Source organism: Altericroceibacterium spongiae (assembly GCF_003610805.1).
Taxonomy (GTDB): Bacteria; Pseudomonadota; Alphaproteobacteria; order Sphingomonadales; family Sphingomonadaceae; genus Altericroceibacterium; species Altericroceibacterium spongiae.
Window position 1 is genome coordinate 149950 of record NZ_RAPF01000001.1, and the last position, 24417, is coordinate 174366.

Consider the following 24417-nt stretch of genomic DNA (forward strand, 5'->3'; position numbering starts at 1 on the left):
TCCTATCCTGTCCTGCGGCAGATCACTGGAGCCATTTCGGGCGTCATTTCTTTATCCGGGCCGGGATTACGTCGCCTCCTGTGCTGGGCAAAGCGCGCAGGGGCGGTCTCCCTCGCATCCGGTCCCGCTGTGGGGCCGCAATCGCATCCGTAGCAGGGAACGCAGGATACGGTGCGCTATGGCGTGAACCCGCTGGTCTTTTTCCGATAACCCCGCTTTTCGGGGCTATGTCATCCTTCTGCTCGCTCAGAAACCGTAGACCAGCGTGAAGCGGGTGATCGTATCGGTCTGGACCGATCCTTCGAGCGGCTCCGAATTATACTCCACGGCATAGGAGGCTTTGGCGGAGAGATTGCCGATCAGGCTGGCTTCCAGCGCGGTGGTGGAGTTCAATGTGCTGTTGCCCGACTGGACATAGGCATCGGCATTTTGCGTCAGCTTGACACTGTCATTGAGCTGCCAGTCGAGATTCACCGCGGCAAGGCCGTTGACCTTCATTTCATTCGTGCCATCGGTGAAATTGACTTTTCGCCATGCCGGGCCGCTTTGAATGGAGAGCTTGACGCGGTCGGTATTGATGATGCGATAGCCGACACCGCCCGAAATGGAATATCGCTGATTATAGCCCTGAAACCGGTCACGTTCGAACTTGCTCAGTCCGTAGAGGAAGAACAGGTCCTGATTGATATTCCACTGCGGTTCGTAGCTCAGCAGATATTGTTCGCGGGTTTTGACGCCGTTGGTCTTCTGATAATCGAACAGGGCGTGGACCTTGTGAACCCATTGAAGGCCTTCGCGATTCACTGTCACACCGGTGGTCACGCCGAGCGAGCGCGTATTGCCGGTTTCGCGCAAAGCCCCGGCTTCCACTTTGCCGGTCCACATATCGAGCAGCCCTGCCGCGCGGATGCGCCGTTCCTTCTGGCGCTTCTCTTCGCGCGCCAGACGCGCCTGTCTGGCGAGGAAGGCATCTTCCATATCGTCGATTTCATCCTTGAAACCGGGATTGGTGTCCTTCGCCAGATCCACCACGGCGGCGACTTTGGCCTTGTCCTGCGTGGCGATAGCGGCATCGAGCATGGCCCGGACCGAGGGCGGCAGCACGGGCGGGGGCGGCGGGACTTCCACCAGAATGGGCGGCAGCGGGCGCAGATTGGAGATGTAAAGCGGGGGTGGCGGCCCGGCAGGTTCTTCGGGCATGGGTTCTTCGAAAGCCCGATCGAAGACATTCGGTTCCCCAGCCGGTTCCCCAGCCGGTTCGGCAGTCGGTTCTGCCGGTTTTTCTTCATCCGGTGGCATATTCTGCGCGAAAGCGGGATGGGCGAAGGCTACAAGGAAAGGTACTCCCCAGCGCGTGCCGGAGCTGATGGGAATATGAAATCCTGACATATCGAATCCGCTATAGCAGCCTTAGAGGCGGGGCAATTCTGTTGCGATCAGTCGATAATAATATGTACCGCATCGAAAAGATCCCGCTTGCTGACATCCGGAACTCTCTGGCGAAAATTCCCGAGGTCGTAAGGTAAAAAGACGAAACCGGTGAAAGACATGGCAGGGCATGTTTACCGTTACCACCATGACTAGCCAGTCTGCATGAAGGCTACATGAAGAGGTGTAAAGAGCGCTGATTTCTCTTTTTTCGCTGTGGCAACGGTATAGACGCATCCATCGGGCTCTGCCAGATATGGGCAAAGTCAAATTGGAGAACAGGATGCCGATCGACAGTTTCGAAGGAAAAACAGCCTTTATCACTGGCGGAGCCAGCGGAATCGGGCTGGGAATTGCCAAAGTGCTGGTCGCGCGCGGGGCACAGGTGGTGCTGGCAGATTTGCGACAGGATCATATTGATGACGCTCTGGCCGAATTTGCCGGAGCGGGGCAGTCCAACACGGTGTCGGCCATGCAGCTCGATGTCACCAACCGGGAAAAATACCGTGAAGCCGCACAGAAGATGCAGGATGAATTCGGCGGGGTGGATATTCTCATCAACAATGCAGGTGTCGGTCTCGAAGGGCCGCTCGAACAGGCGACCTATGCCGATTTCGATTTCGGTTTCGGCGTCAATATCGGGGGCGTTATCAACGGTTTCGTCGAATTTATGCCGCAGATGATCGCGCATGGCCGCGGCGGCCATATTCTGTCCACTTCCTCGCTTGCGGCCGAAGTGGTGATGCCGGCCCATCTCGCCATTTACGGGGCGAGCAAGGCGGCTGTCTGTCATTTCTGCGAATCCGTGCGTGGCGAGCTGGGCGAAAAGGGTATCGGCGTATCCGTGCTGCTTCCCGGCCCGGTCAAATCGCGGATTCATGAATGCCAGGAAAATCGCCCCGAGGCGCTGCGCATGCAAAGCGGGTTTGCCGAAAGCGAACAGAAACTGTCCGAGCGCCAACTGGGTGCGGGCTGGATGGATGCCGAGGAAGCGGGCAATCTGGTGGCGGACGGCATCCTTGCCAACGATCCCTATATCGTGACGCATGGCATGTTCAAGGAAGCGCAGCGCGCCCGGTCACAAGCCGTGCTTGACGCTACGCCGGACCGGGTTGAGATGGTTGAATTCGGCTGACCGGCTTTGGCCGTAAGGCCGCAAAGGGAGCAGGATGTTCAGGCTTGTAGCGCATGACCAATCATAAGCGCGCAGGTCAGCAAGGGGACCATAAATGACATACAGAAAAGCGGTATTGTTTGCGGGAGGCGCGCTGGTTACGGCCGGATTGGCCCTGTCGGGCTGGCAGGGCGCCGTTGCGCAGGGCAATGCACAAACTGCGCCCACCTCCTCCGCTGAGGCAGGGGCGTGTTCATCGCTGATGAGCCTTAAAAATGCGCGCGGCGATCTGGAGATTACATCGGCTAAAGAAATCGCTCCCACCGCTGGCGGACAAGAGAGCGTCGATCTGACAGCAGGTACGAAAAGCGGAGCGGCTCTTCCGGCCTATTGCAAGGTTGAAGGTATTCTCAACCGGCGCAAAGGCTCCGATGGCCATGAATATGGCATCCGATTTGCCGTGGCTTTGCCGGAAAACTGGAACGGGCGATTTCTCTTTCAGGGCGGCGGCGGTCTGAACGGTGTTGTGCGGCCCCCGCTCGGCACGCAGGCCACGGGCGATATGCCGGCGCTGGCCCGCGGCTTTGCCGTCGCGTCGACCGATAGCGGCCATCAGGGCGCGGTATTCGATTTCACTTTTACCCGTAATCAGCAGGCCATGCTGGACTTTGCCTATAATGCGCTGGGTCGGGTCACCCATACAGCCAAGAATGTTATTGCCAGCCATTATGGCAAGCGGCCCGATCATTCCTATTTCGTTGGCTGCTCGACCGGCGGGCGTGAAGGTATGGTCGCTGCGCAGCGTTTCGCTTTCGATTATGACGGAGTCGTGGTCGGTGCACCGGCTATGCGCACCGGCCATAGCAATCAGGCGGTGGTTCATGCCCAGGTGGCTTTCAATCAGGCCGCGCATGAAATGCGAATGGATCTGGATCAGGTCGGCAGCCTGTTTTCCGCCGCACAGCGGCAGGCCCTGCAAACCGAGCTGCTGGCCCAGTGCGATGCCAAAGACGGCTTGAAAGACGGTTTGGTATTCGCTTCGAAGCAATGCCGTTTCGATCCTTCGAAGCTTCTTTGCGAGCCGGGAGAGAACAGCGCATCCTGCCTGAAACAACCGCAGATCGATGCGATCAAAAGCGCTTTTGCGGCCCCGGAAACATCGTCCGGCCGCGCGCTCTATGCCGCGCATCCATGGGACCCGGCATCCTTTGGCGAAACGGTTGGAGAACTGCCGGGCTTTCTTCCCAGCAACGCACCTACGCCGCTGGGGCCGCCCACCAAGGATCTTACCTTCGATGGCGAGAAGGCTCTGATAAGCGCAAATGCCGATCAGGGCGCACGCCTGATGGACAGCTATAATTACACCAATCTCAACAGTTTCACCGGACGCGGAGGCAAGATGCTGATGTATCATGGCACAGCCGATCCGTGGTTCTCGGCCTATGATACGGTAAACTGGTGGGAGAATGTGGCGCAAGCGGCCGGTGGAACCGAACAGGCACTGGGTTTTGACAGGCTGTTTCTGGTGCCCGGTATGGGCCATTGCCACGGTGGAGCGCTGACCCCGGACACATTCGATCTGCTGACCCCGCTTGTCGAATGGGTGGAGCAGGGCAAGGCGCCGCAATCTGTTCCGGCGACCGGCCCCGGTCTGGATGGTGCGGAACGGAAATTATGCCCCTATCCGTCCGTTTCCACTTATGATGGAAAGGGCGATCCGGCCAAGGCCTCCAGCTATTCCTGCAAGAGCTGATCGGCCGTCCCGGAAAGAGAGATAAGAAAAAGCCGCATGGGAATGACCCATGCGGCTTTTTAATGCCGGTATCTCAGCGAACCCGCGGGCCGCCGAAAGGCAGCGGGGGCGGGGGACGGCGCGAACCGCGCGGCAATTGCGCCTGATAGGCACGGCCGCAATGTTCGACGCAATAGGGAAAGCCGGGATTGACCTTCTCTCCGCAGAAGTGGAAATCGGGTTCGCCCGGATGGCCCATCGGCCAGCGGCAGACGCGATCGTTGAGATCGAGCAGACTGGTCTTGTCGGCAATTTCCGGGCTCGGCTTGGCCGGAACCAGACGGCGTGGCGGTGCCGGCGGAATCGGTGCCTGCTGATCGCCGGGTCCTTGCCGCAGAAAGCCGCCGGGGCCGACCGACACGATTTTCGGCACGTCCTTTTCGCCCTTGTCGGCTTCTGCTGCCGGCGGAGTGGCCTTGGCCAGCTCTGCCGCGCTCGGCCCGGCTTTAGGCGCCGGTGCGGGCGCCGGGCGGGCTGCCGTTTTAGGAGCGGCCGGGGCAGGCGCTGATGCCTGAGGCTTTTCCTTGGGCTTAGGCTTCTCGGCAGGCTTGGCCGTTTTGGCGGCTGCCTTCTTCGTGTCTTTCTTCTCACCCGATTTAACGGGGGAAGGGCGCGATTTCAGACCAAGGCGGTGGGCTTTGCCAATCACCGCATTGCGCGAGACACCGCCCAGCTCTTCAGCGATCTGGCTGGCTGTGGAGCCGCCTTCCCACATTTTTCGCAGCGTCTCGATCCGTTCTTCGGTCCAGCTCATGAAACGTCCATATACCTCAAATTCAACAGGCGGGCCGCACCAATGCTTGCCAGCGAAGGACACTGCGATTAGTCGGGCCTTCATGGCCGATCAAGCACAGACATCTTTCACCGGCGAAACGGCAGGCTCCAGCGACTTTACCACTGATGCCCAAAATGCCGAGCGCAGGTTTCCGCCCAAAGGGCAACCCCTTATTACCGGATTCAACCGGGTAGGGCTTTGGACTCTCTATATGAAGGAGGTCCGTCGTTTTCTCAAGGTCCAGACCCAGACAATCTGGGCACCGGCGGTTACAACCTTGCTGTTTCTGGTGATTTTTACCGTCGCAATGGGGCGTGGAAGCCGCGAAATTCTCGGCGTTCCCTTCGCGACATTCGTCGCACCCGGCCTCATTATGATGGGCATGATGCAAAATGCCTTTGCCAATTCCGGCTTTTCTCTGCTGGCGGGCAAGATTCAGGGCACGATTATCGACGTGCTGATGCCCCCGTTGAGCGAGGCCGAACTGATGATCGGAATTGTCGCGGCGGCTGTCACCCGCGCGGTGATGGTGGGCGGCACGGTGGCGCTCGCCATGTTCATCTGGCCCGATGTCACGCTGATGGCTGCGCATCCCTGGGCGATTGTGTGGTTCGGCCTGATGGGTTCGATCATGCTGGCGATCTTCGGGCTGGTGACGAGCATGTGGGCCGAGAAGTTCGATCACAATGCGGCAGTCACCAATTTCATCGTTGCACCGCTTTCGCTGCTGTCGGGCACATTTTATGTGATCGACAATCTGTCACCGCTGTTCCAGACGATCAGCCGGTTCAATCCGTTCTTCTATATGATCTCCGGCTTCCGTTTCGGCTTTCTCGGGGAAAGCGATATCGGCAATACCAATCATGCGGTGTTGGGGGCGGCGCTTGGGGTGCTGGTGCTCAATCTGGTGCTGGGCTTCATTTGCTATCGTCTGCTGAAGAGCGGCTGGAAGCTGAAAAGCTGATCCGCGCGGGTAGCCTGTCCGGCTGTCAGTGCGCAGAATTATAAAGGCCGGTCCGGGATTGCCCGGGCCGGCCTTTATCGATGTTGCTATGATGCTGGCGAGTGGCGATCCGAATGGTCGCTCCCACAGGCTCCTCGTCCGTCAGTGCGTCAGCTTGCGGCGCAGGCGATAGCGCCCGTCCTGAAACTCCTCGAACAGTTCCGAAATGCTGGGATGTTCGATCGGGCCGCCATCATGGTCGGCTTCCAGATTCTGCTGGCTGACATAGGCGACATAGGAGGCGTCATCATTCTCCGCGAGGAGATGATAAAAGGGCTGGTCCCGCTTCGGCCTGAGGTCACTGGGAATCGATTCGTACCATTCCTCGCTATTGGCGAAGACCGGATCGATATCAAAAACCACACCGCGGAAATCGAATTGCTTGTGGCGCACGACATCGCCGATTCCGAAACGCGCCTTGCTGTGCAAGGGAGCGTCTACCTGGCGGCCTGCCTGCTGCGAATAAAATTGTGCACGATCCATATAGAGGAAATATAGGGTGGTCCGGGGCTGAGGCAAGTTCAGTATCATCGCTCATCCACGCTTTTCGGTGCAAAAGCGAAACAGGGGGTTGGCAAGCGCGCAAGCATCCGCTACCCGCGCGCTTCCTGAACGGCCAAGGTGCTTTGCAGCACCAAGGACTTCTTAGCGGAGAGGTGCCGGAGTGGTCGAACGGGGCGGTCTCGAAAACCGTTGTGCCCTTACGGGTACCGAGGGTTCGAATCCCTCCCTCTCCGCCATCTCGTTCTGCGCTACCGCGCTTTGCGCTACTTGAGCGCGCGACTCCGAGTTCGAACTTCGTCCCGAACTCTCCGCCAGAAGCCTATTTCACCATAACCCAAATTGTAGCATAACCGGCTGTTTTCAGTTGATTTTCTGCGGCTTCCTGTTTGATTGCGTATTCTCAAATTGCGTCGTATCCCACATGTTATGTGGTAATAAATGTGGGAAAAAGTCATGGGCCGGTTGTCGGCTACGGCGGTGAAGGCGGCGAAGCTGCCCGGACGCTATGGCGACGGACTGTATCTGCTGGTCAGCCGCGCAGGTGCCCGCTCATGGGTCTGCCGGGTGCAGAAAGATGGCAAGCGGCGCGACATCGGCCTTGGCAGTGCGAAGAAGGTTTCGCTGGCCGTGGCGCGCGAGCGCGCGGCCAAGGTGCGCAGTCAGGTGGAAGTCGGCCTCGACCCCATCGCCGAGCGGCGCAAGGAAGCGGGTATCCCGACATTCCGCGAAGTCGCCCGGCGCGTGCGCCAGCGAATCGTCGCCGTGATCGACTGGGCTATCGCCAAGGGTTATCGGGATTTGCCCCTGCCGATTGCAGCCATGAACAAGTCGCTGTCCAAGGTGAAGGTCAAGCCGGTTCATCACAGCGCCTTGCCCTATGCCGATGTTCCGGCCTTCGCCGCCAAACTGCGTGAGCGGGAATCGGTTGGTCGGCTCGCCTTCGAGGCGCTGATTCTGACCGCTTCGCGTTCAGGCGAAATTCGCGGTGCGGCATGGAGTGAGCTTGATCTTGAAAAGAAACTCTGGACGATCCCGGCGGACCGGATGAAGGCAGGGCGCGAGCATGTGGTGCCACTGCCCGATGCCGCAGGCTGGCCCGTGACTACGAAAAACGCATCGACGTCTCGCAGGCTATGATCCTCGTTATCATGGGCGGAAATCTCCTGCGGCGAAACGCTCACCCCTGATTTTCCAAACGAACTCGTAGCGCGAATTATTTTGCAGGGAATACGCCGAGCACGTCCGCATGTGGTATCGAATTAAGTTCAATGCGTGTGCCGTCTGGATCGGCGACCAGGGCAAGGTTGAAACGACCGTTTGCCGAGATCCCCTCGTGTATCATCTTGCCCCCAAGTTCGGTGATTGCTTTGCCGGTCGCGCTGGGATCGGGGCATGAAAACGACATCATGATCGGCCCAAGCTGGTTTGCGGGCGTTTGCGGTCGCTCGTACACGGGCAGCGGGTCTTCGAGTTGGATAAGAAGCAGGCGTATGTCGGGGCGGGCCAGAAAGCACATCCGAAACTGACAGTTCTCCATTTCAAGCGTACGAGCTGCCTCACTCCCTCTCTCGACCGTCTTCCCTTCGGCAAATCCCAAGGCCTCGCAATAGAACCGCACGGAACGTTCAAGATCGGATACGTTCAACGTTAATGCAATTGCGTGGAGATCGTCAGTCATAGCCACTTCTTTCCTCAAACGATTTGCGATTTATGCACGGGTTAAGGTCATCGCCTGGTGCATTCAACGAAAAATCTCGCAGCTTATAACCAGAAGGGTTCTGATATTTTACGTCCACCGTCCAGACGCGGAAACTATCACGCTCTTCGCAGCCCGGACGTGGATCCCTTGACCATCTATCCTCTCCGCCGCTGTTTCCTAGGCGACGAGGTAACGCGAAAAGTTTTCCTGGGAATCCGCACAGTCAGAAACTCGGTACCGGTATTCGATGAGATTTTATAAGGATTGCCAAGTTCGAGGGTGAGGCAGTCATGCGTTCTGATGAAGCACTGGCGGTTACATTGCGTGATGCCCAGATCCCCCTCCGCGATACAGATCAGATCGATGGAATCGCAGCGATCTTTCCCATGCAAAAAAGTCAGCGTTCGCCGGGTCGACTCGAGTCCTGCCTGACACGCTGGTAAAAATCTGGCGCTGTCCGGATTGGTGACGGTGCCGATAGAAGCGGACGGACTACCGTCTCAATCTTGGCGGAGGGCAGCCTGTCGGCACGGCACAACTGTCCCGCAATTTGGAGTCTTCCATGACTTCACCAGCAGTGGCCGCTCGGTCGGACAATGGTTGCCAACCGCAACTGCGCCGAACCCTTGCCCCGAGCGTCCCCGCATCTGACTGGCTGATAAGAGTTTGTGGGCTGTGTGATAACGCAAAATCCCGGCACGCTGCTATCTTCGGCCTCTAAGATTCAGCGGTTGATGCGCTCGGCCAATTAACGGGCGGTGCACCAGCAAAGTTGAACAGCAACGAAGCCGCCAACGGGGTGCTGCAGGGGGAGGCTGGAGCAGGCATTATCTTCATGATTGGAGCATCGAATGAGCATTGCGCGGCGATGCCCAACTCAATTGATGGGCAGGCGCGTCGAAATGAATGCGATGTGGTCAGGCCTCCATTGCCTGAGGCGACCACTGTTCTGGACCAGGTGTAAGTATTCATAAAACATTGAAAAAAATAAGAAATTTATGTAATCTGGGAGTTGGAAATGAGGAATGGTTTGCGTCTTTGCAGCAGTCTCGTGTGCGCAGCGGTGGTTTTTCAAGGCTTTCCGGCAATCGCGCAGGATGTTGATGTGCAGGCGGAGGATGATGCCGTTGCTGAAAGGCATCAGGCGTCTTCCAACGTGATCGTGGTAAGCGCGCGCAAGCGTGAGGAGACCGATCTGGAAGTGCCTGTGGTGATCCGGGCTCTGGGTACAAAGCAGCTTGAGGGGCGAGGCATTCAGACGCTGCAGGATGTCGCTGCGACCACCCCGTCGTTGAATGTATCGGGTGCAGCCGCAAACTCGGGCGGCACGATTACCTTGCGCGGTATCGGAACCCCGCCGACGGCGCCGGGCACGGACCAGGCGGTGGCCGTGAACATCGATGGCGTGACGATCGCTGACGGCATGGCGGTGCGCCTCGGCCAGTTCGACCTGCAGCGTGTCGAGGTCCTTCAGGGACCGCAGTCGCTTTACTTCGGCAAGAATTCGTCGGCCGGCATTATCTCGATCGTATCCGCAGATCCGACCGATTCGCTGTATATGATGCTGCGCACGGGATATGGCTTTGAAGCCAACGAGATCCTGACCGAGGCGGTGGTCTCGGCGCCTCTCACCGACCAGATCGGGGGGCGTCTGGCGTTCTATCGTTCGGAAATGGACGGCTATTTCAAGAACCCGCTGGCCTATAATTTCGATCAGGCGATGCCGACCGAAGACCAGATCGATCTCTTCGGACCCATTTCGGCCGCGCCTAACAAGCATGCTCCTGCGAAGACCGAAGAGGGACTTAGGGCGACCCTGAAGTTTGAGAATGACGATTTCGTCGGTACGCTGAAGGGTCTTTGGGCGAAGACGGATGGGAGCAGCACCTTTGCTGCTGCCCAGCTATTCAACTGCCAGGCTGGCGTCGCGTCGCCATATCTCATTTCCAACGTGGCTGGTCTCGACGAGTGCGAGCTAGACAAAAATGTTCTCCCGACCGCCAGGACTATCACCGCAGCCGAGGGCGAAGATCCGCTTTATGGCGATGGTACGCAATTCTCGACCAACGAGCAGATCCTGACGTCGGCGGATCTCGAATATTCGTTGTCGGATTTTATTACGCTGAGCTCGAACACCAGCTACTATGATCTTAAGATGCGCAGCGTCGATACGGTCGCCTCTGCGCCATATGCCCTGCTTGGATCGACGACGCGTTACGATCGCGACGATTTCCAGCAGGAGCTTCGCCTCAACACCGATTTCGATTCCGCTGTGAACGGTTTGTTCGGCGTCTATTACCAGAATGGCACCCTCTATTCGACCGTGTCTGCCTATTTGCAGGGCGTTGGCGATCTCGCGACGCCCGAGTATTGGGTGGACAGCCGGACCTACTCGATTTTCGGCCAGATTAACTATCAGTTCTGGGATGAACAGTTCGAGATTTCGGCGGGTGGTCGCTTCAGCGACGAAAAGAAAAATCTTCGGGTCCTGTTCCAGGATGCGTTCATCGAAGAACAATTCACCACCGATGAAGTGCACTCGAAGAGATTTTCTCCCGAAATCGTCCTGAGCTATCGTCCCGACTCGGTGACCAATGTCTTCCTGACCTATAAGAAGGGCAGCAAGTCGGGCGGCTTCACACTGGCGTCGCTTTTGTCGAACCCGTATGTCGGCACCGACATCTCTTTCTCCGACGAGAAGGCAGAGGGCTTCGAGGGCGGCATCAAGACCGTGGTGCTCGACGGCGATCTGCGGTTCGACCTGACGGGCTACCGGTACGACTATGACGATCTGCAAGTCACGGTCTATGATCCGACCACAGCGGTGGCGGGCACGCGTAATGCGGCGACTGCGCGGATCTATGGCGTGCAGTTCAATGCAAATTACTCGCCACGGTCGATCCCGGGGTTCAATCTGGGCGCATCGGTGAATTATGGCCATGCCCGCTTCAGGGATTATTTCGCGGGCTGCTACGTGGGCCAGACCCAGTCTGACGGTTGCGTCTATGGACCGGCCGGAGAGCTGGTCGGACCCGATGAAGTCGCGGTTCAGCAAGATCTGTCGGGTGAGCCGTTGACGGCCGCTCCGGATTGGGCCGGCAATGTCAACACGTCCTATGAGTTTCCGGTGGGTGCGGGTGATACCTGGATGGGGCTGTCCGCCAGCGCGACATATCAGGATCGTTTTGAAGTCGTCTACAATCAGCCAGTCGGCTCCAGTCAGGCGCCGTCGATCAATGTGGATGCGTCGATCCGTCTATTCGACGAAGACGACAAATGGGAGCTTGCCCTTATCGGCAAGAACCTGACCAATAATCTGCGCGCCCGCTGGGGCATCGAGGCGCCGTTCTCGCCCGGCAGCATCGCGACGAACACCGGCTCTGTCGGTACAGGTTATCGCGCCGACCTTCTGGGTATTACGAACGCCCCCCGAACGTTCATGCTCCGCCTGACTCTGCGCCCGTTCGGAAAGGAATAGGCTGGGTTGAGACAGGCTGATCAGGCATTCTGGAGAGGCGCAAGGGAACCGCCGCTACCAGAGTGCCCGATCGATCGGTTGGTGCTCGCTTGTGATGAGCGCTGTAAATTTTGGATCGATTCACAGATAGGGCGCATGCCATTTCGATCGTTGCTCTGCGGATCCGAAGACCGCGTCGAAGGCAGGGCCAAGAGGTAAGGTGACTAGTGAAATGATACAATCGATATTGATGTTTGCCGCCGCGCTTCTAGGCCAGATCATCGGCGCTTCATTGCTTCCGAAAACAAATGGATTCCAGGATTTGAAGTGGACTGCCATAAGTCTGCTTTCCTTCGGAATGTCGCTTTTCGTGATCTCGCTGCTGATCAAGAGGGGCTTCGCTCTTTCGATTGTCGTCCCGCTACTGTCAGGTCTGGTGCCGCTCACGGTCGGACTGGTAGCGATATGGTTTCAGGGCGAACCGGCATCATATGCGAAAATAGCTATGCTCATCGCGGCCTGCGCCCTTATCAGCCTCGCAGGTTTTATAAGCTAGCGACCGAAATATATTGATCATGCTTGTTTTAAGGTCGGTTTTATTTCCAATAAAAACTGGTCGGAGCGTAGATGTCAAGAATAAGGAAAATTTAGCCTAGGTTGGCAGAGTAAGAAATTATGTCCATTACTACTCATAAAGGCTTGGTTTACTCTTATTTTGAGGCGGTTCAGGCAGGGGATATTGAAAAGGTCGATCGGCTGTTTGCTGCGGATGCGACGCAATGGGTGATCCCTGGCACGGCCTTTTCCGGAACTCTCGACAGGGATCAGATTATCGCAGGCGTGCGCTTTTTGATCGACATTGCAACCGCACCAATCGCAATCGAAATAATCGAGATGACCGCCGAGGATAATCGTGTCTCCGTAATGCTGAAGTCCTCTGTGCCGTTGAAGAACGGGAAAACCTATAAGAATGACTATCACATGATGTTTTACGTGAATGACGGCTTGGTTTTTCATCTGAGGGAATATTTCAACCCGATCGCAGTCAATGAATCGCTGTCTGATCTGAGTTAATTACAAAGTATTTATTTACCGAAACTGCCAAGATAGGAGTTGATGATGGCAACGCATGGGGTAGAGGGAAAAAGGGTTTTTATCACGGGCGGCGCCCGGGGACTTGGCGCGGGCTATGCGAAGCACTTAGCTTCAAAGGGCGCGCGGGTGGTTATTGCCGACATCAATGAGGCGGGCGTGCAATCCATGGCGGAAACGATCGCCAAGAACGGTGGCGACGTAAAAGCACTGCACGTCGATGTGACCAGTGAGGAGTCGGTCGCGTCCGCTATCGATGCGGCCAAATTGCATTACGATGAGATAGATGTCCTTCTCAATAACGCGGGCGGCGCTTTTACTTTTCAGTCAGCCGCAGAGGTCTCACTCGAAGACTGGAACCGGACGATCGCACTGTGCCTCACAGGAACCTGGCTCTGCGCGCGTGCGGTCATTCCGGGTATGAAATCGGCAGGATACGGCCGGATAATCAATATCGTCTCGACGACTATCGAGCGTGGCATGCCTGCGATGATGGCGCCCTATATTGCCTCCAAGGGCGGCGTAGCTGCGCTCACGCGTGTCCTAGCGCGGGAGCTGGGTGAATTCGGCATCACGGTAAACGCAATATCGCCAGGAACGTTCATCGCGGATCATGGCGAAGAGCTGCTGGAATCCGCTCAGCAGATCATGACAGAGCAATGTATCCCAAGGCTCGGCGTACCAGAGGATTTGGTCGGCGCGGCGGAATTTTTTGCATCGGATGCGTCATCTTACATCACGGGCCAAATCCTGAACGTGGATGGCGGTTGGACGATGAGGTGATGCCAATTCCCGAATGCGTTGTACAAAAGCATCCTCAATTTAACGCCAGCGCATGCAAAAGGATCGCTGAAGAAGGCGCGTTCTATCGTATTGCCGCCCCGCCGTCGAAGTTTCGGCGACAAGGTGGCGCGGTGTGGGCCAGCACTCCTCTCCCCGCTAGGTCCACGCCGCGAACGATTAAAGCAGGACGATTGCGCGTCGGCAAAGCAGTTAAGCTGACAAAGACAGCTTTTCCAAGGCCGCCTGAGACGAGGGGCCATCATCATAGCGCTAGGACAGAAGAGAACCAAGATGCACTTATCACTTCAGAAGGACACCGATTGATGACAGTAGAGCATAACAAGCGCTTGGCGCGTGAATTCCTCGAAGCATCCTGTGTTGGCGACGAGCAGACGATGCGCGACATCACCACGGATGATTTTACGTGGTGGCTTTTGCCATCGACGCCGTTTGGCGGCACACATGCGAAGGACGATTTCCTCGCAATGCTCAAGCAAACTTTCGCAAATGCCGATGGGCCCTTTACCATCGAATTCGGTGACTTTACCGCCGAAGATGACCGCGTGAGCGTAACCGCTCAGGGCAACGTCAAGATGAAAAACGGAAAAGTATACGACGGACATTATCACATCCTTTTTTATTTCCGTGATGGGAAAATCTCGAGTGGGCGGGAGTATTTCGACTCCGCTCTTGTATTGGATGTTTTTGCACCCTGATGTGCGCGCCCGCTTATCCAATTGCCGTGAAGCGTTTCTCTCGAAAGCGGAAACGTAAAAACCATTTTGCTAAGCGGGCGCACATCAGAATTTTGCGATGCAGCGCTGGTCAAGATGCCCTTGTTAAGATGAATTGCATTGAGATCTCGGGCTTTTGGTGTCGGCTTTGCTCCCTAACCCTCTCAGGATGATGGCCAGCTGATCCTCTGTATGTGAGCTTTCACCCATGAAAATATTGGTAGTTTGAGAAATGAATGAAGCCTATGTGGTCGAAGCCGTGCGGACCGCAACCGGGCGCCGTAAGGGCGCTCTGGCGGAAACGCATCCGATCGATCTTGGCGCGCAGGTGCTGAACGCACTGGCGGCGCGCACCGGGATCGACCCTGCCGCGCTCGACGATGTGGTGATGGGCTGTGTCACGCAGGGCGGCGAGCAGGCATTCGCTTTCGGCCGCAATTGCGTGCTGGCGTCGGACTATCCGGTCACGGTTCCGGCGACCACGGTGGACCGCCAGTGCGGTTCCTCGCAGCAGGCGGTGCAGTTCGCGACGCAGGCGGTGATGTCGGGCACGCAGGACATGGTCGTCGCCGCGGGCGTCGAAAGCATGACGCGCGTGCCGATGTTCTCCAACCTCAAGCTGTATGAGGACGCGGGGATCGGCACCGGCTCGATGTCGCCGATGATGATCAACCGCTTCGGCGTCCCCTCGTTCAGCCAGTTCGCGGGCGCGCAGAAGATCGCTGAGAACTATGGCTTCAGCCGCGAAGACCTAGACGCCTTCGCGGTCGAGAGCCACAAGAAGGCTGCCGCCGCCATCGAAGCGGGGATGTTCAAGGACGAGATCGTTCCGGTGAAGACCGGCGACGGCATGTTCGACACCGACGAAGGCGTGCGCCCCGGCACCACGGTGGAAATCCTCGGCGGTCTCAACCCCATAGAGGAAGGCGGCGTGCTGACGGCGGGCAATGCCAGCCAGATGTCCGACGGTTCGGCGGGCCTGCTGATCGCCAATGAACGCGCGATCAAGGCGCATGGGCTGACCCCGATTGCGCGCATCGCGCACGTCTCGGTCAGCGCGGGCGATCCGATCATCATGCTGGAAGAGCCGATCCGCGCGACCCGGCGGGCGCTGGAAAAGAGTGGCATGTCGCTCGACGATATCGACATCTACGAAGTGAACGAGGCCTTCGCCAGCATCCCGATGGCTTGGCTCGACGCGCTGAACGCCGATCCCGCCAAGCTCAATGTGCGCGGCGGCGCGATTGCATTGGGCCATCCGCTGGGCGCCAGCGGCGCGCGGCTGATGACCACCATGATCCACGCGCTGCGCGACCGGGGTGAGAAATACGGTTTGCAGACCATGTGCGAAGGCGGCGGCACCGCCAATGTGACCATTATCGAGGCGCTGTAACGGCGCGCCCGTCGCGTCGCGGCGAATTCGAACGACAATGACAACGAGATTGCAGGACCAGGCCAGATGAACCTTCAAGAGATGGGCAGCATTGGCGATCTGATGATCGACGCGATCGAGCGGCACAGCGACCGCATCGCGTTCGAATTCAACGGATCGGAGATCACCTATGCCACGCTGGGCGCCGATGTGGCGCGCACGATTGCGTTTCTGAAAGAGAACGGCGCGCAGGAAGGGGATCGCATCGCGCAGATCGCCGCCAATCGCTACGAAAGCTTCGTGGTGATCGCGGCGACCTATATCGGCGGCTATGTCTCGCTGGCGCTGCAATATAACGCCGATTACGCCGACCACATCATCGCGGTCGACGATATCAAGCCCGCCGTGCTGTTCGTTGACGATGAACGCATGCCGCGCGCGGCCGAGCTGAAAGAGGGCAGCGGCCACCAGTTTCGCAGCTTCAATTTCGACGAGCTGCGCGCCTATCTGGACGATACGTCTAAGCCGGTGCCGCCCATCGGCGATTACGCGGGCACCACCGACGAGACGAAGGTGGCGCGCATCAACCAGACGGGCGGCACCAGTGGCAAGCCCAAGGCGGTGATGATCTCGTCAGCCGGGTTGACCTATACGATCCTTGCCCATGCGACCGCCAATGCGTTCGCGGGCGACACGAAGATGCTGGTCGCCTCGCCCATCTCGCACGGCGGCGGGTCGTTCATTCCGCCGGTGCTGTGCAAGGGCGGGCGCGTCATCATCGAAGGCAAGTTCAAGCCTGCCGAGATTATCGACCAGGTCGTGACTGGCAAGGTCAACACGCTCTTCATGGTGCCGACCATGATGTATACGCTGATGGACCACCCCGATGCGTCGCGGTTCAAGCCGGGCCAGATCAAGCGCATCATCTATGGCGCGGCGCCGTCCTCGCCCGAACGGCTGCGGCAGGCGATGGACATGTTCGGCCCGATCCTGCTGCAAAGCTATGGCCAGTCCGAAGCGCCCGGCACGATCCTCTATCTCTCGCCCGAAGATCACCAGTCCGGCGATGAGAACCGGCTGGCGTCGGCGGGCCGCCCGTATCCGGGCGTGAAGGTGCGGCTGATGCTCGACGGCAAGGAAATCCCGCTGCGCTCGGGCGAAGTGGGCGAAATCTGCGTGCGCGCGCCGCATGTGATGATGGGTTACTGGAACGCCCCCGAACTCACCGAGGAAGTGTTCGAGGGCGGCTGGCTGCACACCGGCGATCTGGCGCGGGTGGACGAGCAGGGCTTCTTCCACATCGTCTCGCGCCTCAAGGACATGATCATTTCGGGCGGCTTCAACGTCTATGCGTCCGAAGTGGAGCAGGCGCTGGAAGAACATGACGCGGTCAAGACCTCTGCCGTGATCGGCGTGCCCGATCCCAAATGGGGCGAGGCGGTGACCGCCTTCGTCGTCAAGGATGAGGGCGGCGAAGCGGCCGAGGACGAGCTGATCGCCTATGTGCGCGAGAAGAAGGGCCCGGTGAAGACGCCTAAATCCGTCATCTTTCTCGACGAACTGCCGCTGACCAAGGTTGGCAAGGTCGACAAGAAGGTCCTGCGGTCCGATTACTGGGACGGTAACGGGCGCGAGCTGAACTGAATGATCTACGTAGCGAAAAGCGGCATTGATAACATGGGAGAACCGGCATGATCCGCAGCGAAATCGGGCACACCACCCCGACAGATATCACCCTACGCGACACGAATTTGGCGACCGAGATCATCGGCAAGCGCGATTTCGTTGAAACCTGGGTCTATAGCGCGCTGGGCCGCTGGCCCACCGATGAGGAAAAGGCGGTGCTGAACGCCATTCTCGTCATCTCGCTTGATCACGGGCTGATGCCTTCTGTGCTGGCGACGAGGCTTACGCTGCTGGGCGCGCCCGAAAATGTCGCTGGGGCGGTGGCTTCGGGACTTCTGGGCGCGGGTTCGCGCTTTCTCGGCCCGTCGGCCACCGTAACCACGCGCTTCGGCGAATGGACCAAGGATCTTGAAGGTGATTCTCCGGCAGAGGCGTTCGAGGCCAAGGTCGATACCATCCTAGAGGAACAGGCTCAGACCCGCAAGATCATCCCGGGCTATGGCCATCCGATCCACAAGCATGGCGACCCGCGCGTCGCCGCGCTGCGCGAAGTGGCGAAGCAGAACGGCTTTTACCGCAAGGGCTGGCGATTGGCCGATGCGCTGCAGGAACGACTTGCAGGCCGTGAAAAGCCGTGGCCGATGAATGCCGCGGGCGGGGTGGGCGTAACGGTGTTCGACATGCAGCTCGATTCCGATTTCGCGGCGGGCCTCTCGCTGGTCGCGCGCTGTGCCGGGCTGATGTCCCACATCATGGAAGAGCGGAAGAACCCGATAGCGCAGGAAGTCTGGCAGATGGCCGCGCTTCAGGACGAACGCGTCGATTACGGCCACAAGAAATAGTCACCGGCGACAGGACGGCGATCCGGCAGGCGCCTGATCGCCATGTTGCCACCGAGGCCCGACTGAAGGCTCTGCTGACGCGCTTTTACGAGAAGATCACATGGAAAAACTGATCGATTGCCATTTCCACATCTGGGATCTGGACGCGAACTATTACCCCTGGCTGACCGACAATGTGTCGGAAAACGTCACCAAGATCACCGGCGACTACAGCTCGATCCGGCGCAACTATCTGGTCGAGGATTTCCGCAAGGATATCGGCGATCTGAACGTGGTTGCCGCCGTGCACGTGCAGGCAGACGCGGACCCGAAGGACTCGGTGAAGGAAACGCAATGGCTGCAATCGGTCGCCGACGGTAGCGGCAATGGCATGCCCCAAGGCATCGTCGCGCGCGGCGCACTGAACGCCGATAACGCCGAAGAGATCATTGAGGCGCATTGCGCGTGCCCCAACATGCGCGGCATGCGGGTGGAGATGCACCCCGGCCTGAATGCTCCGGCAGACTATAATCCGCTGAAGGACGAGAAATGGCTTCGCAATTTCGCGCTGCTGCAAAAGCACGACCTTGTTTTCGAAGTGCGTGCCGCATCGCCCGAACAGACCAAGGATGTGATCCAATTGATGCGCGACCATCCCGAAACGAATTTCGTCTTCCCGCATCTCGCGCTGTCGATCTGGCGTGACGAGGAAGCGATCGCGGCGTGGAAGCGCAACATCAAGATCTTTGGTGAACTGCCTAACGCCTACATCAAGCTGTCGGGTTATGGCCTGTTCGGCCTTGGCTGGACGACCGAAATGGTGCGCCCCTATGTCATGGATGTGATCGACGCGATGGGGCCCGACCAGGTGGTCTGCGGCTCCAACTATCCGGTCGATTCGATGGCGGCGCCCTATTCGCGGATCTGGGAGACGCATTTCCAGCTTCTCGACGATGCGGGTATCACGGGTGCGGACCGCGCCAAGATCCTGCATGATAACGGCAAGCGCGTTTACAAGCTGTGATGGCCCGGCGCGCCGGTGGGGCGGAGCTTCGCCAACCGGTTTGCGATAATGGATTGTAGGACAAAATAGATGCGGCCGATCATGGCAGGCCAGTCGCCGCGACATGCCGGTTCAGACCCCGAAGCCGGACCGGAAATCCTGCGCAGGAGGACGCACATTGATTGAATATTATGGTCTGGGCTTCTCGCCCTTCACCTGTCCGGTCAGCTGACGCTCGACATCAAGGGCGTGGATTACAAAGACCATCGTGCCCACCCGCGAAATGCTGGGTACAGATGCTTTCGGCAAGCTCAGCCCGATACGCAAGGTGCCGATCCTTGTGGTGGACGGCACGCCCGTTGCCGAATCCCTGCCTATCTGCGAACTGATCGAGGAGCTTCATCCCGAACCCGCGCTGCTGCCCGGCGATCCCTTGCTGCGGGCAAGGGCACGCATGCTGGCGAATTTCGCGAACCAGTATATCGCCGTGCCCTCGGTCAAGATGTTCGGCAACCGCCGCGCTGGCGGCGGCGAGGACATCGACAAAGACATGCGCGAACTGCTCACCCGCGGCCTTACCGCGCTTGAAACCGCCATTGCAACCGGACCCTACGCCATCGGCGACACGTCGGGCATTGGCCTTGCGGTCGCCAAGGGCGCCATCGCTGAAGGAGCGGAGGCTTTCGTCGGATCCTCGCAGGCCGCCAAGGTCGATCAGGCCAAGGATGAAGCGGGTGAGGGGCTTTCGGGCGCACTAATCGACGTCACCGACGAAAGCTCGGTCAAGGCATTCTTTGAAAAGGCGGGCAAGTTCGATCACCTCGTCTATACCGCCGGTGACTGGGGCAATCGTTCACCCAAGGTGCTGACCGATTATGAACCTGGCGATTTCACCGACCTGCTCAAGGTTCGCTTCAGCGGCGCGGTGATAGTAATCAAGCACGCAATTCCGCTGATGAACGAAGGCGGCTCTGTCACACTGACCGGCGGCATGGTCGCGCATCGCCCGCGCAAGGGCGCGCCGCTGACGACAGTGATGGCTGGCACGATTGAGAGCTTGGTGCAGGGTCTTGCGATGGATATCGCGCCGCTGCGTACCAATGCAGTGTTTCCCGGCGCCATCGACACGGGCGTGTGGGGCGCCAAGGCGGCAGAGGAGTTCAAGGGTTTTACCGACCCGCTGCCGATCTCGCGCCTGGGCCAGCCGGAAGAGGTGGCCGAGGCCTATCTTTACCTGATGAAGGGCAGCTACACGACCGGAACCGTGCTGATGGTTGATGGCGGAAAGGTGCTGGTATGATAAGCAAATCCGCGCCGGAGAAGGTTCTGAGGGGGAGAGTTGCAGGGAAAAGGGCGCTAGTGACCGGCGCCGGGCAGGGCATCGGTGCCGCGACGGCATTGATGCTCGCCCGCGAAGGTGCGCAGGTTCTGCTGACGGATATCGATGCGGCAGCGGCCGAACAGCGTGCCGCGGAGATCAACGCCGAACTGGGTGAGGGCTGAGCCTTCGCGGCCCGCCTCGACGTTACGAGCGAGGACGACTGGATCGTAGCGCTCGACCTTGCGAAACAGGCGATGGGCGGACTTTCGGTGCTGGTCAATAATGCCGGCATCGTGCTGACCGGTTCGGTCGAGGATTTCGATCTCGACGAATGGCGGCGCGGCATGACCGTCAATGTCGATAGCGTGTTCCTCGGCTGCAAGCATGCGATACCCCTGCTGCACGAAAGCCAGCCGGCTTCGATCGTGAACCTCTCGTCGATCGCGGGCCTTATCGCCTCGGCCAGTTTCGCCAATTACAACGCATCGAAGGGCGCTGTCTGGCTTCTGTCCAAATCGGTCGCTCTCCATTGCGCGCGGAATCGGCCGCGCCATAGCCGAAACGCTGGCCTTGGGGGGCCAATGTCATGGTCTCCTCGCGCAAGCAGGACGCGTGCAACAAGGCGGCGGCCGAGATAAATGCGCTTGGCAAGGGAAGTGCCGCCCCTTTCGCTGCCAATGTCGGCAGGCGCGAGGATGTGGAGGCGCTGGTCGGGGAAACGCGGCGCCGGTTAGGGCCGGTCGACATTCTGATCTGCAATACCGCGACCAATCCCTATTACGGCCCGATGGCGGGGATCAGTGACGAGCAGTTCGAAAAGATCCAGCGCACGAATGTCATGTCCACCAACTAGCTGGCCGCTCTCGTCGCGCCGGACATGGCAAAGACGGAAGAAGGCAGCATCATCATCGTCTCCTCCATGGGCGGTTTGCGCGGCTCTGCGACGATCGGTGCCTATAATGTTTCGAAGGCGGCAGACTTTCAGCTCACCCGCAATCTGGCGGGCGCGATGAAATATACGCCGCTCGGCAGGATCGGCGAGCCCGACGACATCGCCGGAACTGCGGTTTTTCTCGCTTCGAAGGCGGAGCGCTACATCACGGGACAAACGATCGTGGTGGACGGGGGGCCTGACGGATACCGTTCCCGGGATCTGAAAAGGCAAGGAAGAGCCGACCATGACTTTGAAGACGGGCGTGGTGGGAGCCGGCAGGTCGAACTGACGCTGGCCGCAATCAGGCCGGCGCTCGACCTCGCCGATTTTGCCGACCGCGACATGGTGACCGAAGCGGTGTTCGAGGATGAGGGCGTCTAGCGCGATCTGATCGCGCGTCTGGAAACAATCGTATCGCCCGATTGCGTGATCGCGTCGAATACCTCGACCATCCCGATTTCCACTCTGGCGGGCGCGTTGCAGGCCGAAGGGCGGCCCCGCTTCATCGGCACGCATTATTTCTCGCCCGTTTCGCGGATGAAGCTGGTCGAGGAAGGCGTCGCTTCGCCCGAGGATCTGGACATTGCATGCCGCCTTGGCCTTGGTCATCCCATCGGGCCCTTTGCGCTGATGGATGCGGTGACATCCAGCCTTTGCGTGCAGACGCAGGACATCATGTTCGACGCCTATGGCGAGCGCTTCCGCCTTCCGCCGCTGCTGAAGCAGAGGGTCGCGGCCGGTTATGGCGGCGGCAAGGGCAAGCCTGGCTGGATCGCGCCGAAGAATTAAAGCAGCGTCGGTCAGGCGATCTTGCGAAGGGTCCGTTGTTTGCCGGGGCGGCCCTTTTCGCATGCAATTGCCTGAATCGCATTTGGTCGCCAAAAGCCCGGCGTCTCTATTAGGGTTGGGCAAAACATGCCCGAAACGATATGGTCGCGCGATTTTTCCGCCTGTGCGGACGCTGCCTAGGATGCCAAGCCTATCAGCCCCCGCGTGAACGTGTGATCCGCGACGTGCTGCGCGTTAGCTATGAAGGCAGTTTCGTATCCGGCGAACGCCTGACCGAGGCGAAGCTGACTGTCGAAAAGGACGTCAATGGCGGCCCGGTGCGGGAAGCGCTGAACCGGCTGGCAGCTAGTCATCTGGAACTGTAATTCACTTCATTGATTCAAATCCGTGTGAGGAGATGAAGAATGTTAGGTCGGCAGGCTGCCGCGGACCGTATGTCGGCACCTCGACACCGCGTGCAATGTACTTCCGGACCGTCTTCCGATCGACGCCCACCTGCCGGGCGATCACAGTAACCTTCACGCCTTGGCGATGCAAATCCAGGATCATCATCAATTCTCCAAGCTTCTTCATCGCAGCATTGCTCCCATCAGGATGACTATGCCGGATGTTTCCAATTTGACCCTGTCCGGGGCGCGCCACGGACAGGGTCAAACAAACGAAGTGGGGAATTTTTAAATGTCCTTCTGGGGCATTTTACTCCGCCAGCGACGCGGCGCGACTACAACCACGTCCGGCCCCACTCGAGCCTCGGGAACAAAACCCCGGCGGAGATAGGGGCAGGATCAATCGGCAAACCGCATTGGGGGCATACCCCCAATGCGGTTGTTGCCAGCACGCCCGAGCAAGGGCATCAAAACGGCCCAAGGCTCTACTCGGAGATGGTAGAAACTTCGGGCTCAGACCAGCTCAGACCACACCAGTTGGAAGAAATACTCGTTTCGAACGCCTCCTGCCGAACCTTGGTCCTACGGAGAAGCGCGGCAGAATTTGGTCGAGCAAAACTTCTAAAGCTTGATTGCTGTCCGGATCAGGCCAGTGTGTTTTCAAGTCGATGTCCTTGGCGCAACGCGGTTGCGCCAAGGACACGGAGACGTGCATTCCATTTTGTCGAAACATAGCAGTGTTCAGGCGCCTAACCCGACATACATTCAGGTGCCATTTGATCGACATCATAATGCCTTAACTGACGGTATTGAGAGGGGGGGAGTCCCTTGAGAGACCGAAATTTCCTCGCAAAACTTGGTGGGCTTGGAAGGCCGCATCGTATGCCAATTTCTTGAACTGTCAGATGTCTCTGACTTTTGGATTCCAGCAAATTTGCAGCGCGTTCAATTCTGATCTTGTTTAACTCACTGCAAAATGTTGTGCCATCCTGAGTAAATAAGCTGTGCAAGTAACCTCTCGATATGCCGGCTTCGCTTGCCACATTCATGGGTCGAAGATCTTCATCCTGGCAGTTTTCCCACATAATGGAACGAATTCTGCCAAGCAATTTTTGTTGATGGGTGGTGGACTTAGTTATTTTTCCGGAAAAGGCTAATTCCAAAAGGTGTAAAGACTGCTCGATAATAAGAGAGTCAGAAATCGGAATTTCATTTTCAAACTCCAAAGATAGAGCTTGGAGAAAGCTCGAAAATGCCAGGCTCCATGGGGCGTTTCGATCAACTTTTTTTGCAGCCACCTCTTCAGGCCGCGTATGGCGTGAAAACCAGTCTCTGGGTATGTGCAGGCCAAGGTTTTGAGAGTGCTTGGGAGCGCGGAGCTCATAAGGAGCCCCGTTGTCCATTATGTAATAATCTCCCGGGCCTATCACGCACTTGCGGCCGTATTGGGCGAACTCCACCTCGCCAGACAACAAATAGATAATTTGAACGGTTGTACAATCATCTTTTGCAAGTGAGGATGAGCTTCGCCTTAGGCTATGCGGAGGCACATTCGCTTGAAGCATGTTCATAGATAAAATGCTTCGCTTATGCAAAGTCGCGAAAAAATCACCTTCTTGCTCGCTGTAAATGTCTATATCGATTATTTCGTTTACTCGGTCCTTCCAGGTCTTCAATGAGCCCGATGAATCGATAAAAGCGGAACTGTTATAGTTCTCGTACATACTTCCTCTCCCACGCGCGCAATGTTTACATTATTGTCAAAATCTGCGCGCTCTCAGCCG

Annotated in this window: 20 protein-coding genes, 1 tRNA gene and 6 pseudogenes; 21 read left to right on the forward strand and 6 right to left on the reverse strand. The window is 58.2% G+C overall.

Features of this window, described 5'->3' with window-relative positions; all coding sequences use genetic code 11:
* Positions 1-246: 246 nt before the first annotated feature.
* On the reverse strand, positions 247-1389 hold the full coding sequence (locus tag D6851_RS00680) for a DUF481 domain-containing protein (RefSeq protein ID WP_120322963.1): 1143 nt from the start codon (positions 1387-1389) through the stop codon (positions 247-249).
* Positions 1390-1711: 322 nt separating this feature from the next.
* On the opposite strand from D6851_RS00680, the gene D6851_RS00685 reads away from it, so the two are divergent.
* On the forward strand, positions 1712-2563 hold the full coding sequence (locus D6851_RS00685) for an SDR family NAD(P)-dependent oxidoreductase (protein ID WP_183029928.1): 852 nt from the start codon (positions 1712-1714) through the stop codon (positions 2561-2563).
* Positions 2564-2657: 94 nt separating this feature from the next.
* Positions 2658-4295, forward strand: a complete 1638-nt coding sequence (locus tag D6851_RS00690) for a tannase/feruloyl esterase family alpha/beta hydrolase (RefSeq protein WP_120322965.1) — start codon at positions 2658-2660, stop codon at positions 4293-4295.
* Between the two features lie 73 nt (positions 4296-4368).
* Here the strand turns inward: D6851_RS00690 and D6851_RS00695 are convergent, their stop codons facing one another.
* Positions 4369-5088, reverse strand: coding sequence for a GcrA family cell cycle regulator (locus D6851_RS00695; RefSeq protein WP_120323462.1), 720 nt, complete (start codon positions 5086-5088; stop codon positions 4369-4371).
* 82 nt (positions 5089-5170) lie between these two features.
* Here D6851_RS00695 and D6851_RS00700 point away from each other — a divergent pair, with 82 nt between their 5' ends.
* A complete protein-coding gene (locus D6851_RS00700) occupies positions 5171-6073 on the forward strand; it encodes an ABC transporter permease (protein WP_120322966.1) in 903 nt (300 codons plus the stop codon).
* Between the two features lie 141 nt (positions 6074-6214).
* Here D6851_RS00700 and hspQ read toward each other — a convergent pair whose 3' ends face one another.
* Entirely contained in the window at positions 6215-6595 is a 381-nt protein-coding gene (gene hspQ, locus D6851_RS00705; RefSeq protein ID WP_120323463.1) for a heat shock protein HspQ, read from the reverse strand.
* A 167-nt stretch (positions 6596-6762) separates the two neighbouring features.
* Here hspQ and D6851_RS00710 point away from each other — a divergent pair.
* From D6851_RS00710 to D6851_RS17955, 3 genes and pseudogenes are all read left to right on the forward strand, one after another.
* Positions 6763-6852: transfer RNA gene (locus D6851_RS00710), tRNA-Ser, on the forward strand.
* Between the two features lie 217 nt (positions 6853-7069).
* Positions 7070-7645 (forward strand): annotated as a pseudogene (locus D6851_RS00715) (tyrosine-type recombinase/integrase); the annotation flags it as partial.
* Between the two features lie 47 nt (positions 7646-7692).
* Positions 7693-7803: pseudogene (locus D6851_RS17955) on the forward strand (IS5/IS1182 family transposase); the annotation flags it as partial.
* A 26-nt stretch (positions 7804-7829) separates the two neighbouring features.
* On the opposite strand, the gene D6851_RS00725 reads toward D6851_RS17955, so the two are convergent.
* Positions 7830-8294, reverse strand: a complete 465-nt coding sequence (locus D6851_RS00725; protein WP_120322967.1) for a VOC family protein — start codon at positions 8292-8294, stop codon at positions 7830-7832.
* A 1039-nt stretch (positions 8295-9333) separates the two neighbouring features.
* Between D6851_RS00725 and D6851_RS00730 the strand changes: the two genes are divergently transcribed.
* The 14 genes and pseudogenes from D6851_RS00730 to D6851_RS00795 all read left to right on the forward strand — a co-directional run bounded on the left by D6851_RS00730 (position 9334) and on the right by D6851_RS00795 (position 22612).
* Positions 9334-11793 carry a TonB-dependent receptor gene (locus D6851_RS00730; RefSeq protein WP_120322968.1) on the forward strand — a complete coding sequence of 820 codons (2460 nt, stop codon included), beginning with the start codon at positions 9334-9336 and terminating at the stop codon, positions 11791-11793.
* 199 nt (positions 11794-11992) lie between these two features.
* Positions 11993-12328, forward strand: coding sequence for an SMR family transporter (locus D6851_RS00735; RefSeq protein ID WP_147395396.1), 336 nt, complete (start codon positions 11993-11995; stop codon positions 12326-12328).
* 119 nt (positions 12329-12447) lie between these two features.
* The gene (locus tag D6851_RS00740; protein ID WP_120322970.1) at positions 12448-12846 is read left to right on the forward strand and encodes a nuclear transport factor 2 family protein; all 399 of its coding nucleotides are present in this window, start codon (positions 12448-12450) and stop codon (positions 12844-12846) included.
* Between the two features lie 42 nt (positions 12847-12888).
* Positions 12889-13647 (forward strand): SDR family NAD(P)-dependent oxidoreductase, encoded by a 759-nt coding sequence (locus tag D6851_RS00745; protein ID WP_120322971.1) that lies wholly within the window; start codon positions 12889-12891, stop codon positions 13645-13647.
* A gap of 323 nt (positions 13648-13970) precedes the next feature.
* Positions 13971-14363, forward strand: coding sequence for a nuclear transport factor 2 family protein (locus D6851_RS17635; protein ID WP_183029929.1), 393 nt, complete (start codon positions 13971-13973; stop codon positions 14361-14363).
* Positions 14364-14613: 250 nt separating this feature from the next.
* Positions 14614-15774 (forward strand): acetyl-CoA C-acetyltransferase, encoded by a 1161-nt coding sequence (locus D6851_RS00755; protein WP_120322973.1) that lies wholly within the window; start codon positions 14614-14616, stop codon positions 15772-15774.
* Positions 15775-15840: 66 nt separating this feature from the next.
* A complete protein-coding gene (locus D6851_RS00760; protein ID WP_120322974.1) occupies positions 15841-17397 on the forward strand; it encodes an AMP-binding protein in 1557 nt (518 codons plus the stop codon).
* A 47-nt stretch (positions 17398-17444) separates the two neighbouring features.
* The gene (locus D6851_RS00765) at positions 17445-18221 is read left to right on the forward strand and encodes a citryl-CoA lyase (RefSeq protein ID WP_120322975.1); all 777 of its coding nucleotides are present in this window, start codon (positions 17445-17447) and stop codon (positions 18219-18221) included.
* Between the two features lie 100 nt (positions 18222-18321).
* Positions 18322-19224, forward strand: coding sequence for an amidohydrolase family protein (locus D6851_RS00770; protein ID WP_120322976.1), 903 nt, complete (start codon positions 18322-18324; stop codon positions 19222-19224).
* 247 nt (positions 19225-19471) lie between these two features.
* The gene (locus tag D6851_RS00775) at positions 19472-20503 is read left to right on the forward strand and encodes an SDR family oxidoreductase (RefSeq protein WP_147395397.1); all 1032 of its coding nucleotides are present in this window, start codon (positions 19472-19474) and stop codon (positions 20501-20503) included.
* Positions 20504-20604: 101 nt separating this feature from the next.
* Positions 20605-21009 (forward strand): annotated as a pseudogene (locus D6851_RS17960) (SDR family NAD(P)-dependent oxidoreductase); the annotation flags it as partial.
* A gap of 10 nt (positions 21010-21019) precedes the next feature.
* Positions 21020-21653, forward strand: a pseudogene (locus D6851_RS17965) (SDR family NAD(P)-dependent oxidoreductase); the annotation flags it as partial.
* Between the two features lie 195 nt (positions 21654-21848).
* Entirely contained in the window at positions 21849-22247 is a 399-nt protein-coding gene (locus D6851_RS17890) for a 3-hydroxyacyl-CoA dehydrogenase family protein (RefSeq protein ID WP_338014726.1), read from the forward strand.
* Positions 22248-22387: 140 nt separating this feature from the next.
* Positions 22388-22612 carry a GntR family transcriptional regulator gene (locus tag D6851_RS00795; RefSeq protein ID WP_120322979.1) on the forward strand — a complete coding sequence of 75 codons (225 nt, stop codon included), beginning with the start codon at positions 22388-22390 and terminating at the stop codon, positions 22610-22612.
* A gap of 52 nt (positions 22613-22664) precedes the next feature.
* Here D6851_RS00795 and D6851_RS00800 read toward each other — a convergent pair.
* Positions 22665-22820: pseudogene (locus tag D6851_RS00800) on the reverse strand (helix-turn-helix domain-containing protein); the annotation flags it as partial.
* Positions 22821-22954: 134 nt separating this feature from the next.
* Here D6851_RS00800 and D6851_RS18325 point away from each other — a divergent pair.
* Positions 22955-23029: pseudogene (locus D6851_RS18325) on the forward strand (integrase core domain-containing protein); the annotation flags it as partial.
* 353 nt (positions 23030-23382) lie between these two features.
* Here the strand turns inward: D6851_RS18325 and D6851_RS00810 are convergent.
* A complete protein-coding gene (locus D6851_RS00810; protein WP_120322980.1) occupies positions 23383-24357 on the reverse strand; it encodes an AraC family transcriptional regulator in 975 nt (324 codons plus the stop codon).
* Between the last annotated feature and the right edge of the window lie 60 nt (positions 24358-24417).

Coding starts and splice junctions, on each gene's coding strand:
- D6851_RS00730 (WP_120322968.1), top strand. CDS start 9,334: ATGAGGAATGGTTTGCGTCTTTGCAGCAGTCTCGTGTGCGCAGCGGTG.
- D6851_RS00810 (WP_120322980.1), bottom strand. CDS start 24,357: ATGTACGAGAACTATAACAGTTCCGCTTTTATCGATTCATCGGGCTCA.
- D6851_RS00740 (WP_120322970.1), top strand. CDS start 12,448: ATGTCCATTACTACTCATAAAGGCTTGGTTTACTCTTATTTTGAGGCG.
- D6851_RS00765 (WP_120322975.1), top strand. CDS start 17,445: ATGATCCGCAGCGAAATCGGGCACACCACCCCGACAGATATCACCCTA.
- D6851_RS00685 (WP_183029928.1), top strand. CDS start 1,712: ATGCCGATCGACAGTTTCGAAGGAAAAACAGCCTTTATCACTGGCGGA.
- D6851_RS00770 (WP_120322976.1), top strand. CDS start 18,322: ATGGAAAAACTGATCGATTGCCATTTCCACATCTGGGATCTGGACGCG.
- D6851_RS00755 (WP_120322973.1), top strand. CDS start 14,614: ATGAATGAAGCCTATGTGGTCGAAGCCGTGCGGACCGCAACCGGGCGC.
- D6851_RS00700 (WP_120322966.1), top strand. CDS start 5,171: ATGGCCGATCAAGCACAGACATCTTTCACCGGCGAAACGGCAGGCTCC.
- D6851_RS00695 (WP_120323462.1), bottom strand. CDS start 5,088: ATGAGCTGGACCGAAGAACGGATCGAGACGCTGCGAAAAATGTGGGAA.
- D6851_RS00680 (WP_120322963.1), bottom strand. CDS start 1,389: ATGTCAGGATTTCATATTCCCATCAGCTCCGGCACGCGCTGGGGAGTA.
- D6851_RS00795 (WP_120322979.1), top strand. CDS start 22,388: ATGGTCGCGCGATTTTTCCGCCTGTGCGGACGCTGCCTAGGATGCCAA.
- D6851_RS00725 (WP_120322967.1), bottom strand. CDS start 8,294: ATGACTGACGATCTCCACGCAATTGCATTAACGTTGAACGTATCCGAT.
- D6851_RS17635 (WP_183029929.1), top strand. CDS start 13,971: ATGACAGTAGAGCATAACAAGCGCTTGGCGCGTGAATTCCTCGAAGCA.
- D6851_RS00760 (WP_120322974.1), top strand. CDS start 15,841: ATGAACCTTCAAGAGATGGGCAGCATTGGCGATCTGATGATCGACGCG.
- hspQ (WP_120323463.1), bottom strand. CDS start 6,595: ATGGATCGTGCACAATTTTATTCGCAGCAGGCAGGCCGCCAGGTAGAC.
- D6851_RS00745 (WP_120322971.1), top strand. CDS start 12,889: ATGATGGCAACGCATGGGGTAGAGGGAAAAAGGGTTTTTATCACGGGC.
- D6851_RS00690 (WP_120322965.1), top strand. CDS start 2,658: ATGACATACAGAAAAGCGGTATTGTTTGCGGGAGGCGCGCTGGTTACG.